The organism is Stenotrophomonas maltophilia, from assembly GCF_004920835.1.
Classification (GTDB): domain Bacteria; phylum Pseudomonadota; class Gammaproteobacteria; order Xanthomonadales; family Xanthomonadaceae; genus Stenotrophomonas; species Stenotrophomonas maltophilia_AQ.
Genome location: NZ_QFHO01000015.1, coordinates 69,523 through 82,741, shown reverse-complemented (window position 1 = coordinate 82,741; position 13,219 = coordinate 69,523). Strand labels below are relative to the sequence as shown.

12 protein-coding genes are annotated in these 13,219 nt (G+C 65.9%); 3 read left to right on the top strand and 9 right to left on the bottom strand.

From position 1 onward, the window contains the following. The first annotated feature begins 44 nt into the window (after positions 1-44). Complete coding sequence (locus tag DI041_RS12365) at positions 45-422, top strand: VOC family protein (protein WP_136638807.1); 378 nt, start codon at positions 45-47, stop codon at positions 420-422. Positions 423-464: 42 nt separating this feature from the next. Here DI041_RS12365 and DI041_RS12360 read toward each other — a convergent pair whose 3' ends face one another. From DI041_RS12360 to DI041_RS12335, 6 genes are all read right to left on the bottom strand, one after another. After that, positions 465-1,886, bottom strand: coding sequence for an efflux transporter outer membrane subunit (locus DI041_RS12360; RefSeq protein WP_004153207.1), 1,422 nt, complete (start codon positions 1,884-1,886; stop codon positions 465-467). Then, entirely contained in the window at positions 1,880-2,617 is a 738-nt protein-coding gene (locus DI041_RS12355) for an SDR family oxidoreductase (RefSeq protein ID WP_012510730.1), read from the bottom strand. The genes DI041_RS12360 and DI041_RS12355 overlap by 7 nt, the downstream gene beginning before the upstream one ends. Positions 2,618-2,681: 64 nt before the next feature. Next, complete coding sequence (locus tag DI041_RS12350; protein WP_012510729.1) at positions 2,682-5,852, bottom strand: efflux RND transporter permease subunit; 3,171 nt, start codon at positions 5,850-5,852, stop codon at positions 2,682-2,684. A 112-nt stretch (positions 5,853-5,964) separates the two neighbouring features. Then, the gene (locus tag DI041_RS12345; protein WP_046983395.1) at positions 5,965-7,191 is read right to left on the bottom strand and encodes an efflux RND transporter periplasmic adaptor subunit; all 1,227 of its coding nucleotides are present in this window, start codon (positions 7,189-7,191) and stop codon (positions 5,965-5,967) included. A 91-nt stretch (positions 7,192-7,282) separates the two neighbouring features. After that, positions 7,283-8,053 carry an SDR family NAD(P)-dependent oxidoreductase gene (locus DI041_RS12340; protein WP_136638808.1) on the bottom strand — a complete coding sequence of 257 codons (771 nt, stop codon included), beginning with the start codon at positions 8,051-8,053 and terminating at the stop codon, positions 7,283-7,285. Beyond that, on the bottom strand, positions 8,050-8,277 hold the full coding sequence (locus tag DI041_RS12335; protein WP_012510726.1) for a hypothetical protein: 228 nt from the start codon (positions 8,275-8,277) through the stop codon (positions 8,050-8,052). The genes DI041_RS12340 and DI041_RS12335 overlap by 4 nt, the downstream gene beginning before the upstream one ends. A gap of 147 nt (positions 8,278-8,424) precedes the next feature. Here DI041_RS12335 and DI041_RS12330 point away from each other — a divergent pair, with 147 nt between their 5' ends. Further along, a complete protein-coding gene (locus DI041_RS12330) occupies positions 8,425-9,456 on the top strand; it encodes a LysR family transcriptional regulator (protein WP_046983384.1) in 1,032 nt (343 codons plus the stop codon). 186 nt (positions 9,457-9,642) lie between these two features. Here DI041_RS12330 and DI041_RS12325 read toward each other — a convergent pair whose 3' ends face one another. Both DI041_RS12325 and DI041_RS12320 read right to left on the bottom strand, forming a co-directional pair. Next, positions 9,643-10,338 (bottom strand): YiaD family glycine zipper/OmpA-like lipoprotein, encoded by a 696-nt coding sequence (locus DI041_RS12325; protein WP_012510724.1) that lies wholly within the window; start codon positions 10,336-10,338, stop codon positions 9,643-9,645. A 140-nt stretch (positions 10,339-10,478) separates the two neighbouring features. Continuing rightward, complete coding sequence (locus DI041_RS12320) at positions 10,479-11,894, bottom strand: cryptochrome/photolyase family protein (protein ID WP_136638809.1); 1,416 nt, start codon at positions 11,892-11,894, stop codon at positions 10,479-10,481. Positions 11,895-12,003: 109 nt separating this feature from the next. On the opposite strand from DI041_RS12320, the gene DI041_RS12315 reads away from it, so the two are divergent. Further along, entirely contained in the window at positions 12,004-12,588 is a 585-nt protein-coding gene (locus DI041_RS12315) for an SMI1/KNR4 family protein (protein WP_136638810.1), read from the top strand. A gap of 19 nt (positions 12,589-12,607) precedes the next feature. Here the strand turns inward: DI041_RS12315 and DI041_RS12310 are convergent, their stop codons facing one another. Beyond that, positions 12,608-13,219 (bottom strand): inorganic diphosphatase, encoded by a 612-nt coding sequence (locus tag DI041_RS12310; protein WP_046983387.1) that lies wholly within the window; start codon positions 13,217-13,219, stop codon positions 12,608-12,610.

Genomic DNA, 13,219 nt, shown 5'->3' with positions numbered 1-13,219 from the left:
GCGACGCGCTACCCTTCCTCCATTCCCGAACTGTGGAGAAGGGCATGGCACACCAGAGCCGCCTGGCCGGATTCATCATCGACTGCGAGGGCATTCCCCCCGACGAAGGCGCACGCTTCTGGGCCGCCGCGCTTGGCCTGAAGGCGCAACCCGCCTATGCCGAAGGCGGCGCCGAGTACGCCGACCTGCAGGGCGCACCCGCGGGCCTGAACGTGGAAGTGCAACGTGTCGATCACCCTTCACGGGTGCACCTGGACATCGAGAGCGACGACATCGACGCCGAGGCCGACCGCCTGGAGAAGCTTGGCGCGCGCCGGATTGGCTTCGTCAAACGCTGGTGGGTCATGGAAGCGCCCACCGGGCATCGCTTCTGCATCGTGCACATGCGCGAGCGTGAGGTATCGGCCAATCACTGGCCCTGAAAGCAGAAGGGGACGGAAGCCACTGCGTCCGTCCCCTCCGGTTTACTGCACCTGCGCCACGCTGGGTTGCTGCGGCGATTGCCCCCAGCCGCCCAGCGCCTTGTACACACCCACTACGCTGACATTGACCTCGGCTTCGGCCGCGGCCAATGCATCATCAGCGGACAGCTGGGTGCGCTGTGCATCGAGCAGGGTCAGGAAGTCTTCCGAACCTTCGCGGTAGCGGATCTGCGCCAGCGACTCGGCGCGCCGTGCCGCCTGCGCCTGCTCGACCACGATGGCCAGGCGCGCCTGCTGCTTGGAATAGCGGGTCAGCGCGTTCTCGGTGTCTTCCAGTGCCAGCAGCACGGCCTGTTCGTACTGCGCGGCCACACCTTCGGCCTCGGCCTTGCTGGCACGCAGGCGTGCACGCACAGTGCCGAAGTCGAACGCCGCCCAGCTCAACGACGGGGTCAGCGACCAGGCCTTGTTGTTGCCGTTGACCAGACCGCTGGCGTCACCCCCAAGGAAACCGACGAAGCCGGACAGCGACAGCCGCGGGAACAGATCGGCAGTGGCCACGCCCACACGTGCGGTCGCCGCCGCCAGGCGACGCTCGGCCACGCGCACGTCGGCACGCTGGCGCAGCAGCTCGCGGGTATCACCCAGCGGCAACGCCTTGGCATAGGCCGGCACTTCGTGCGGTGCCAGCATCGCGGTCAGCGTCTCCGGACGCTGGCCCAGCAGCACCGCCAGTCGGTTGCGCGACTGCGTCTCGGCCACTTCCAGCAGCGGAATATCGGCCTCGATCGCCTTCAGCCGTGCACGGCTGCTCTGCACGTCCAGCTCGCTGCCGGCGCCCAGTTCCCAGCGCGCCTCGGTCAGCTTCTGCGTTTCGCGCAGATTGACGAGAGTGTGCTGGGCCACGGCGATGCGCTTCTGCGTGCCGCGCAGCTCGAAGTAGTTGCGTGCCACTTCGGCGGCGACCAGCACCTGCGCGTCGGCCAGGTTGGCCTGCTCGGCATCGAGGTCGGCACGCGCGGCTTCTGCAGCACGGCGCTTGCGGCCGAACAGATCCAGCTCCCAGCCCGCATCGAAGCCGAGCTGGTAGCTTTCACTGAACACCCGCTGCCCACCCAGCTGCGGATCGGGTTGCTTGCGGCGATCATAGCTGCCGCCTGCGGTGACATGCGGCGCCTGGTCGAAGCGACTCTCGACGAACACCGCACGGGCCTGGCTGACGCGGGCCACGGCCACACGCAGGTCCAGGTTGTCCGACAGTGCGCCATGCACCAGCTCTTCCAGCACCGGATCATCGAACTGCGCCCACCAGCTGGCGACTGGCGAGGTGGTGCTGAATACCGGCTGCTGCGCACCCTGCAGGACCACCGGTTCCTGCACCGGCGCCTTGTAGTTCGGGCCGACGCTGACACAGCCTGCCAGCACCAGGCTGGAGACGGCCATCGCCAACGTGCGGATCACCATGGCAGCACCTCACCCAGGTAAGTGAAGCTGCCGTTCGGACCTTCATGGCCGATCAGTGCCATCTGCACGCTGGAGCGCGCGCCTTCGCTGATCTCGATCTCGCCGTGGCCGCCGTTCATATCGGTTTTCACGTAACCCGGATGCACAGTGTTGACCTTGATCTGGGTGCTGCGCAGTTCATGGGCCAGCGCCAGCGTCCAGCTGTTCACCGCCGCCTTGGACGCGTTGTACGCCGGAATCTTGAAATCGTAGATGCCCGAAGTCGGATCAGCGTGCAGGGTCTGCGAACCGAGCATGCTGGATACGTTGACGATGCGCCCGGACTTGGCCTGCCTGACCAGCGGCAGGAAGGCCTGGGTCACCGCCACCAGCGCGTACACGTTGGTGTCGAAGGTGCGCTTCCAGGTATCCAGCGACTGTTCGGACGGCGCCTGCGCCGGGTTCTCGATCATGATGCCGGCGTTGTTGACCAGGATATCCAGGCGCCCGTGGCGTTGGCGTACCTGCTCGACCGCTTCGGCGATGCTGGCCGCGTCGGTCACGTCCAGCTGGATGGCCTCCACCGGCAGGCCCTCGGCCTGCAGCTTCAGTGCCTGCTCGACGGCGGTCTCGCGCTTGCGGCCGGCCAGCAGCGTGTGCACGCCGGCCTGGGCCAGCTGGCGCACGGTCTCGGCGCCGATGCCGCGGGTAGCGCCGGTGACCAGCGCGATCTTGTTCTGATGGGAGTTCATGGATTCATGCCTTGTGAGGGGAAAGCCGCCGCCGGCCAGTGACCGGAGGCGACGGGGTTCCATGTCAGTGATGGATGGTCGGCTCGCCGTGCTGCACCAGCTTGCCACCACCATTGCGGGTGACGAACTTGCGCAGGGCTACGTAGAACACCGGCGTCAGGAACAGGCCGAACAGGGTCACGCCCAGCATGCCGGCGAACACGGTGATACCGGTCACCGAGCGCACTTCGGCACCCGCACCATGCGACAGCACCAGCGGCACCGTGCCAGCGATGAACGCGATGGAGGTCATCACGATCGGGCGCAGACGCAGACGGCACGCTTCCAGTGCCGATTCAACGATGCCCTTGCCGCCCATCTCCAGCTCTCTGGCGAATTCGACGATCAGGATCGCGTTCTTGCACGCCAGGCCCATCAACACCACCAGGCCGACCTGCACGAACACGTTGTTGTCACCGCCGGTCAGCCACACGCCGAACAGCGCGGACAACAGGGTCATCGGCACGATCAGGATCACCGCCAGCGGCAGCGACCAGCTCTCGTACAGCGCGGCCAGCACCAGGAAGGCCAGCATGATCGCCACCGGGAACACGATGAAGGCAGCCTTGCCCTGGGTCGCCTGCTGGTAGCTCAGGTCGGTCCATTCGGTGGTCATGCCCACCGGCAGCACCTTGCCGGCGATCTCGGTCAGCTTGTTCATGGCCTCGGCCGAAGACAGCAGGCGCGGGTCGGCTTCACCGGCCAGGTCAGCCGCCGGGTACCCGTTGAAGCGCAGCACCGGGTCCGGGCCGAAGGTCTGCTTGATGGTGACCATCGAACCGATCGGCACCATCTCGCCACGGTCGTTGCGGGTACGCAGCTTGCCGATGTCTTCGACGCTCTCGCGGAACGGGCCGTCGGCCTGGGCGATCACCTGCCAGGTACGACCGAACTGGTTGAAGTCATTGACGTAGGCCGAACCGAGATAGGTCTGCAGCGTGTCGAACAGCTCGGTGAGCTGCACGCCCTGCGCCTTGGCCTTGACGCGATCCACTTCAGCATCCAGCTGCGGCACATTGGCCTGGTAGCTGCTGATCGGGAAGGCCATGCCCGGGGTCTGCGCGACGGTACCCTGCATCGCCTGCACGGCGTTCTGCAGCGCACCGTAGCCCAGGTTGCCACGGTCCTCGATGAACATCTGGTAGCCGTTGCCGTTGCCCAGGCCAAGGATCGGCGGCGGCATCATCGCGAACGCGAAGCCCTCCTGCAGGCCGGCGATCTTCTGGTTGATCTCGGCGTTGATCTGCGCGGCGGTACGGCCATGACGCTCGGCGAACGGCTTGAGCGGAATGAATGCCACACCGGTGTTCGGGGTGTTGGTGAACTGCAGTGCGTTCAGGCCCGGGAACGAAATGGTGTGGGCCACGCCATCGGTTTCCTGGGCGATCTTGGCAACCTTGCGCAGCATTTCATCGGTACGCGCGATCGACGAGCCTTCCGGCAGCTTCACGCCCGCGATCAGGTACAGCTTGTCCTGGGTCGGGATGAAGCCCGGCGGCACCAGCTTGAAGATCACGCCGGTACCGACCAGCAGGATCGCGTAGACCACGAACACCGCACCGCGACGGCCGAGGATCTTCGACACGCCACGCTCGTACTTCTCCGAGCTGGACTTGAAGAAGCGGTTGAACGGACGGAACACCCAGCCGAACAGGCGGTCGATGATCCGGGTCGGAGCGTCCTTGGCCGCGTCATGCGGCTTCAACAGGCGCGCGGCCAGGGCCGGCGACAGGGTCAGCGAATTGATCGCCGAGATCACCGTGGAAATGGCGATGGTGACCGCGAACTGCTTGTAGAACTGGCCGGTGACACCGGACAGGAACGCCATCGGCACGAACACGGCACACAACACCAGCGCGATCGCCACGATCGGGCCGGACACCTCACGCATGGCCTGGTGTGCCGCCGCAGTGGGCGACAGGCCTTCCTCGATGTTGCGCTCGACGTTCTCCACCACCACGATCGCATCGTCGACCACGATGCCGATCGCCAGCACCAGGCCGAACAGGCTCAGCGTGTTGATCGAGAAGCCCAGTAGGTACAGCGCGGCGAAGGTACCCACCACCGACACCGGCACCGCGATCAACGGGATGATCGAAGCACGCCAGGTCTGCAGGAACAGGATCACCACCAGCACCACCAGGGCGATGGCTTCCAGCAGCGTGGAGACCACGGCCTTGATCGAGTCGCGCACGAAGATGGTGGTGTCATACACCGCTTCGTACTTCACGTCGGCCGGCATGGTCTTCTGCATCTCGTCCATCGTCGAGATGACCTGGTCACGGATCTCCAGTGCATTGGCACCCGGCGACTGGAAGATACCGATACCCACCGCGTTCTTGCCGTCCAGCTGCGAGCGCAGGGTGTAGTCACCGGCGCCCAGTTCCAGGCGGGCCACGTCGGCCAGGCGAACGATCTCGCCATCCACACCGCTCTTGAGCACGATGTCGCCAAATTCCTTCTCGGACTTGAGGCGGCCCTGGGCATTGATCAGGGTCAGGAACTGGCTGTTCGGCAGCGGTTCGGCGCCCAGCTGGCCGGCCGAGACCTGCACGTTCTGCTCGCGCATGGCGCGCACCACGTCACTGGCGGTCAGGCCGCGCGAGGCGACCTTGTCCGGGTCCAGCCAGGCACGCATGGCGTAGTCGCCACCACCGAAGATCTGCGCGTCACCCACGCCCGGAATACGCGCCAGCGCATCCTTGACGTGCAGGCGGGCGTAGTTGCGCAGGTACAGGGTGTCGTACTTGCCTTGCGGCGAGGTCAGGTGCACCACCATCAGGAAGGTCGGCGACTGCTTCTGCGTGGTCACGCCCTGCCGGCGCACGTCCTCGGGCAGGCGCGCCTGCGCCTGCGCCACGCGGTTCTGCACCTTCACCGCGGCCGCGTCCGGGTCGGTGCCCGGGCGGAAGGTGACGGTCATCTGCAGCACGCCGTCGGAACCGGCAACCGACTTCAGGTACATCATGCCTTCGACGCCGTTGATTGCTTCTTCAAGCGGCGTGGCAACGGTCTCGGCAATCACCTTGGGGTTGGCGCCCGGATACACCGTGCGCACCACCACCGACGGCGGGACCACTTCCGGGTACTCGCTGATCGGCAGGATGGGAATCGTGATCAGGCCTGCGGCGAAGATCACGATCGACAGCACCGCCGCGAAGATCGGCCTGTCGATGAAGAAACGGGAAAAGTCCATGGAGGAATTCCTGGAAAAGGCGTTCGGCGGGCAACAGCCACCCTGCCCCTCGCCGATATGACGAAGGCAAGGAAGGCTGCCGCTGGCGCCGGCAGCTAAGCGGGGACGCGGTTCAGTGGTTCAGTGCAGCGGTGGCATCGCGACCCGGTGCCGGCGGCGCAGCCTGCGGCTGCATCGCCACGGCCTTGGCCTGCACCGGCATGCCTGGCATGAAGACCTTCTGCACGCCGTCGATGATCACCTTGTCGCCGGCGGCCAGGCCGTGTTCGACAATGCGCAGGCCGTCGGCGGTGCGGCCGAGCTGGATGTCACGGCGCTGGGCCTTGCCATCCTTGTCGACCACGTACACGTACTTGCGATCCTGGTCGGTCAGCACCGCCTTGTCGTCGATCAGCAGGGCCTGGAACTGGCCGCTGCCGAGCAGCTGCACGCGAGCGAACAGGCCCGGGGTGAACTGGCGGTCGGCATTGTCCAGCAGTGCACGGACACGGATGGTGCCGGTGCTGCGGGCCACCTGGTTGTCGAGGAAGTCGACCTTGCCCGAATGCGGGTAGCCCTCTTCGCCGGACAGGCCGACCTTCACCGGCAGATCGCTGTCACGCTCGCTCGGGCGTTCGCCCTTGCGTGCCATCTGTGCGTAGCGCAGGAAGGTGCTTTCGTCGGCATCGAAGTAGACGAACACGGTATCCAGCGACACCAGGGTGGTCAGCACGCTGGCGCTGTCGCCCGCAGTGACCAGGTTGCCAGCGGTGACCATCGCGCGGCCGGCACGGCCGTCGATCGGGGCCCGCACCTTGGTGAACTCCAGGTTGAGGCGGGCGGCATCCACCGCCGCCTGCGCCGCCTGCACTGCCGCACCGGACTGGTCGGCCGCAGCACGACGCTGCTCGGCCGTCTCGGTGGAAATGGCCTGCTGCTCGGACAGCCGCTTGGCACGCTCCGATTCGCTGCGGGCCAACGTCGCCTGGGTGCGGGCGCGGGCCAGTTCGGCAGCAGCGCGATCGTACTCGGCCTGGTAGCTGCGCGCGTCGATGGTGAAGAGCACTTCGCCCTTCTTCACTTCCTGGCCTTCGACGTAGTTGACCTTGTCGATGTAGCCGGACACGCGCGGGCGAAGTTCAACGCTCTGCACCGCCTCGACGCGGCCGCTGAACTCGTCCCACTGGCTGACCTGCTTGACCAGGACCGGCGCGGCACTGACCTGCGGCGGCGGCGGTGCGCCCGCTTCTTCGGCGTGGCCGCCGCTGCAGGCCGCAAGCACGGCTGCGGCGAGGATCGACACGCCGACCATCGCGATGCGATGGCCGAAACGATGTGGGGTGGTATTGGGGGAAGTCATGGCATGCATCCGTACGGAGGGGTGGTACAGCTAGATGAGAACGTGTTGCAAAAACGGGCGGCGCATCCTGCGACCTCAACCAAGGTCGAGGTCAAGCAACGCCGGCGGTATCGCGCCACAAAGGTGGAATTTCCAGGTGCAGCAGGCCACGCGGCAGCTCGGCATCACTGCTGTCACAACGGACGACGGCGCGGTTGTCGCGGCATCCATCCAGCAGCGAGACCACGCGACGGCCGACCAGCAGCGAGCTCGGCCACTCGATGCAGGCATTGGCCGCGTTGGCCGGGGTACACACCGGGCTGCAGACTTCCAGCATCTGCGCGCGCACGCCGATCGCCTGCGCTTCCTGGTGCACCACCTGCGCGTACATGCGCATCGCGGCAGCCGTGATCGAGCTTTCGCCGTAACCGGCCCACGGCTTGACGGCGGCCGGGCTGCCGATCATCACGTAGCGACGTGCGTGCACGTTGTCCTGCAGCAACGGCAGCAGGTGGCGCACCGCGTGCACGTGCGGCATCAGGTCAGCCTGCAGCGCGCCGAGCAGTTCATTGCCATTGCGATCGACCACGCGACCGCGCCGGTAGGGACCGCCCAAGGCCGCGATCACAGCGGCCAGCGGCCGTGGGCGCTGCGCGACCCGCTCGGCCAGCGCACGCGCCGAACCATCGTCGCTGAGCGAGCCGAGCAGCGTTTCCAGGCCTGGCTCATCGGCGAACTGCTCATGCAGCGCCGCCAGCCGACCCGGATCGCGGCCGACCACCAGCACCGGGCTGCCGGCTTCCAGCAATGCGCCAACCACGCCCTGCCCCACGGCACCGGTGCCGCCGAGAACCAGAACTTCGGGCGTCAGCATCCCATTCACGGGACATTTCCTCCCAAATCCGGGATAGTCCCAATTCGGCGCAGTCGGTCGCCCTTGTGGGGAACCAGGCGGATGGCACCGCCACGCTGCTGACGCATGGGCGCGGTAAACTCACGGAAGTCCTTGTGCACCAAGGAACTCGGGCGGACTTCAACGGTCATTGCCAGGTCCAGGGTGCTCTGGCCGGCGTTCCGGAGACGGGCAAGAATGTTGCGCAGGCTCATGGCGGACGGGCTCCAAATAACGAATGGCGCCACGATAGACCTCAAACCTTTACTTGATTAGTCCTGATTAAGGGGAATAATCATCCCGCTCCCGGTCCAATCGTTCTGTCACGATTGTCCCATCCCCGACGTCCAGGATCCCAGACCATGTCCCACGATCTCAACGAGACGCTGATCTTCGTCAAAGTGGTCGAGCAAGGCAGTTTCATTGCCGCTGCCAAATCGCTCGGCCTGCCCAAGACCACGGTCAGCCGCAAGGTGCAGGAACTGGAGACGCGCCTGGGTGCGCGCCTGCTGCACCGGACCACGCGCCGCCTTGGCCTTACCGAAGCCGGCTCGATCTACCACGAGCACTGCCAGCGCATCGCGCGCGAACTGGAAGAAGCCGAAAGCGCGGTCAGCCAGCTGCAGTCCGGCCCACGCGGTTGGCTGCGCTTCACCGTGCCCTATTCGATCGGCATCACCTGGATTGCGCCGCTGCTGGGCCAGTTCCATGCGCAGTATCCAGAGATCCGCCTCGACATGCATATGGGCAATGAGAAGCTGGACCTGATTGCCGGCGAAGCCGATCTGGCTCTGCGCGTGGGTGCCCTGCCCGATTCCAACCTGGTGGCACGCAAGCTCGGCAGCCTGCGCACGCAGGTGTTCGCCAGCCCGGCCTACATCGAACGCTATGGTGAGCCGCTGCATCCGGAAGAGCTGCAGTTCCATCGTATCCTGGCGATGCGCAAGCCGTACCACACCGGCAACTCGCCGCGCTTCACTTGGCAGCTGGGCGAGAATGGCGGCGAGTTGCGTGACTTCCCGGTCACCCCATTGATGACCGCCAACGACATGTCCGCGCTCAATGGTGCGCTGGTGTGTGGCGAAGGCCTGCTGTTGACCGGCGATGTGATGGCCAAGCCGTTCGTCGAATCAGGCATGGTGCGCCGCGTTCTGGCTGGCTGGACCGGACCGGAGGTGGACTTCAATGCCGTGTTCGCCGGCGGCCGCCTGGTCTCGCCGAAGGTACGTGCATTCGTCGACTTCCTGGTCGAGAAGCTCAACTTCGACGCCAATTACATGCTGGCGCAGTGCCCGGGCGCGAAGCTGGCGCAGCAGCAGAAGGAAAAGGAAGACGCTGCGTTGGAAATCAGCGGCAAGCGGATCCTGGAAAAGGTCGCGGCTTCGGCGGCGTAGTCCACAACGATGCCGCGCGCCAATTTCCTGGTAGATGCCGACCTTGGTCGGCGCCATTGGAACAGCCGCGACCGGGAACGCTATCGGCTTGCCGAGCAAGCTCGGCACCCACAAAAATGCCGCCTGCAAGGGCGGCATTTTCGTTCCGGCCGATGGCCGGACCGGCTCAAGCAATAACGCGTAGCGTTACTGCTTGAGCGGAATCACGCGGATTTCGACGCGGCGGTTCTTGGCGCGGCCGGCATCGGTGCTGTTGTCGGCAATCGGGTACGACTTGCCAGCGCCCAGGGTTTCGATGCGCACGCTCTGCACACCCTGGCCAACCAGATACTGCGCGACCGAGTCGGCACGTTCCTTGGACAGACGGTTGTTCACTGCGTCGCTGCCGATGCTGTCGGTGTGGCCAACCACTTCGATCATGGTCTGGTTGTAGTCACGCAGGGTACCTGCAACACCGTTGAGCGAGCCGTAGAACTGCGGCTTCAGGGTCGCCTTGCCGAAGTCGAAGGTGATGCCGTCCGGCAGGTTCAGCATGATGTTGTCGCCCTGGCGCTGCACATCGATGCCGGTGTTGGCGGTGCGCTCGCGCAGTGCGCGTTCCTGGCGGTCCTGGTACTGGCCGACGGCCGCGCCGCTGAGCGCGCCGATGCCGGCGCCGATCAGCGCGTGCTGACGACGCTCCGTGGCGCTGTCACCGGTCAGCAGGCCGGCGGCCACGCCGATGGCGGTACCGATCAGCGCGTTGCGGCCGGTGCGGTTCTGCTGCTCGGTCGGGTTGCCGTACTGGTCACTCTGCACATAGGAGCCGCCAGTGGCGCAGGCCGACAGGACGGCCGCACTCATCAGGGCCAGTGCGACGTTGCGGGTGGTGTTGCGGATCATGGGGTTCTCCTTGGTTTCCGGTCGGGCCGGCGGCTTGCGGGCGCAAAGAGAATAAACAGCCCAATGCGATGCCGGAATGATGATCCCGCACGCCGACAGGGCCGCGTTCAGCTAACTGACTGGATCGACCAAGGAGCGCTTTACCCTGCCCCCGACTGACGGTAGGCGGCCAACGCTGCATCCCGGCCCGCGGCCAGATCCACCAGCGGCGTGCGCGGATAGTCCGGGGCATGTGCGGCCAGCAGCAACGGATGCTGCCAGGGCGCGAAGCGCGCTTTCACCGGCAATGCTGCCAGCTCGGGCACCCAGCGGCTGATGTAGCGGGCCTGCGGATCGAACTTCTCGGCCTGGGTGACTGGATTGAATACCCGGAAGTACGGCGCTGCGTCGGCACCGGTGCCGGCCACCCATTGCCAGCCCATCGTGTTGTTGGCCAGGTCCGCGTCGACCAGGGTGTCCCAGAACCAGCGCGCACCGTGCAGCCAGTGCGCACGCAGATGCTTGCACAGGTAACTGGCAACGATCATGCGCACCCGGTTGTGCATGTAGCCGGTATGCCACAGCTCGCGCAGGCCCGCATCGACGATCGGGACGCCAGTGTTGCCGCGCTGCCAGTCGTGCAGCTGCGCGGCACTGGGCGTGGACCACGGGAAACGGTCAAAGCGCGGGTTGAGGTTGTCTGTGGGCGTCTTCGGGAAGTGGTGCAGCAGGTGATAGGCAAAATCACGCCAGCCCAGCTGGCGCAGGTAACCATCGATATCGGCGTCGGTGCCCGCACTGCGCAGCCCTTCCAGCGCGTGGGCGATGCGCCACGGTGCGATCTCGCCGAAATGCAGGTGCGGCGACATTCGCGAGGTGCCCACGCGATCCGGCAGGTCACGCTGCTCGCGGTAACCGCGCAACGCGCCGTCCTCGAACACGGACAACGCCTCCAGCGCACCGGCTTCGCCCGGCTGCCAGTGCTCCCAGAAGCCGGTGTCCCAGTCCAGCGTGGGCGCGAGCCGCAACTCCTCCAGCCCGAGGCTGTCGACCGAATGTGCCGTCAGCGCCTTCGGTGCGGCCTGCAGCGCGGGCAGGCACCAGTGGCTGAGCACGTTGCGCCAGTACGGCGTGAATACTTTGTACGGCTGGCCCTGCTGGGTGGCGATATCCCACGGCTCGAACAGCAGGCTGCCATTGCAGCTCTGTGCGTCGATGCCCTGCTCGCGCAGCGTGCGCTTGATGGTGGCGTCGCGTGGCTGGGTGGCGGGTTCATACTTGCGGTTCCAGTACACCGCTTCGGCGCCAGTCTGCTGGATCAACGCCTGCAAGGCCGGCAGGCTGTCACCGGCGCACAGCACCAGTGAGGAACCGCGCGCGCGCAGGTCGGCGTCCAATGCGCCCAGTGAACGGTGGCGCCACGCATCCGAGGCCGCACCGGGTACCCACTCGCCTTCCTCGTGCGGCGCGTGGATGTAGACCGGTACCACCTCGTGACCGGCGTCCAGCGCGGCCTGCAGGGCAGGATTGTCCTGCAGCCGCAGATCACGGCGGAACCATAGCAACGCTACCGACACATGCACCGCCTTCGTTATGGAAGGCGGTCATGATAGCCAGCCGCGGTGAAGGCATTGCAGGCGAAGCGCGTCTGCTAGGCTGCCGGGCCGCTGCCCGCTGGACCCTGCCATGAATGATCTGCACACCTCATTTGCCCGCTTCGGGCTGCTGCATGCCCAGCGCGAAGGTGACTGGCAGGGCCCATTCCCGTTACCCCCAGTGCTGGCGCGCTTCTACGCGCAGGTCGGACCGCTGGGCGATGAGATCAGTGCCAAGGTGGGTGCAGCCGGTATCACCATCCCTGGCCTTGATGTCTGGATACCGCCGCTGCAGCGCCTGTGGAGCCACCAGGCCGGCTATCGCTGGCACGGCATCAGTGGCGAGCCCATCGACGATTGGCCATCGAACTGGCTGGTGATTGCCGACCGCGGCGCCGATCCCTTCATCCTCGACCTGGACGACGGCCGCGTGCTGTTCAGTCATCACGGTGCTGGCCTGCTGGATGCCGGCGAGATTGTTGCCGACGTCCCCACTCTGATGGCGGCTCTGGCGGCGGCCGGCACCGTGTATCTGGAGGCCGGCGACGACCTCTACGACGATGATGACGATGGGGGCATCCGTGCCGTGCACGAGGAAGCCGCGGTGCAGGCGGTTGCGCAGGTGCTTGGCAACCGCCTGGATGCCGAGTGCCTGCTGGAAACACTGCGAGGCTGAATCCACGCATGGCGTGGATCTACCTCTCGAAACGCTGCATCGCCTCGCTGATCAGCACACGCGCTTCGGCGGCATCGCCCCAGCCGTTGAGCTGCACCGGATTGCGGCCTGTCGGCAGGTCCTTGTAGACCCGGAAGAACGCCTCGATGCGCTGCCGCTCGACTTCCGGCAGATCCTTCAGGTCGCGGATGTTGGCGTAGGTCGGGTCGACCTTGTCGGTGGGCACGCCGATGATCTTCTCGTCATGCTCGCCGCCGTCGATCATCTTCAGGTAGCCGATCGGCCGGAAGCGCACGATCACGCCCGGATGCAGTGGTTCACGGGTCAACACCAGCGCATCCAGGGGATCGTTGTCACCGGCCAGCGTGCGCGGCATCGAGCCGTAGTTGGCCGGATAGGCCACCGGCATCGACTGGAAGCGGTCCACATGCACCAGACCGTCTTCCTTGATCTCGTATTTGGTGAAGCTGCCAGCGGGGATCTCCACCGCCAGGTTCACCTCCAGCGGGGCCTGCTTCGGCTGCGCGACCAGGAACGGATGCAGCACCGCGTCGGCAGCAGCAACCGCACCGGCCAGAATCAGCAGTGCACCGCCGATGGCGGCCATCGGGACGATACGACGTGTCGTCAT

Coding starts and splice junctions, on each gene's coding strand:
- DI041_RS12365 (WP_136638807.1), top strand. CDS start 45: ATGGCACACCAGAGCCGCCTGGCCGGATTCATCATCGACTGCGAGGGC.
- DI041_RS12360 (WP_004153207.1), bottom strand. CDS start 1,886: ATGGTGATCCGCACGTTGGCGATGGCCGTCTCCAGCCTGGTGCTGGCA.
- DI041_RS12355 (WP_012510730.1), bottom strand. CDS start 2,617: ATGAACTCCCATCAGAACAAGATCGCGCTGGTCACCGGCGCTACCCGC.
- DI041_RS12350 (WP_012510729.1), bottom strand. CDS start 5,852: ATGGACTTTTCCCGTTTCTTCATCGACAGGCCGATCTTCGCGGCGGTG.
- DI041_RS12345 (WP_046983395.1), bottom strand. CDS start 7,191: ATGACTTCCCCCAATACCACCCCACATCGTTTCGGCCATCGCATCGCG.
- DI041_RS12335 (WP_012510726.1), bottom strand. CDS start 8,277: ATGAGCCTGCGCAACATTCTTGCCCGTCTCCGGAACGCCGGCCAGAGC.
- DI041_RS12330 (WP_046983384.1), top strand. CDS start 8,425: ATGTCCCACGATCTCAACGAGACGCTGATCTTCGTCAAAGTGGTCGAG.
- DI041_RS12325 (WP_012510724.1), bottom strand. CDS start 10,338: ATGATCCGCAACACCACCCGCAACGTCGCACTGGCCCTGATGAGTGCG.
- DI041_RS12315 (WP_136638810.1), top strand. CDS start 12,004: ATGAATGATCTGCACACCTCATTTGCCCGCTTCGGGCTGCTGCATGCC.
- DI041_RS12310 (WP_046983387.1), bottom strand. CDS start 13,219: ATGACGACACGTCGTATCGTCCCGATGGCCGCCATCGGCGGTGCACTG.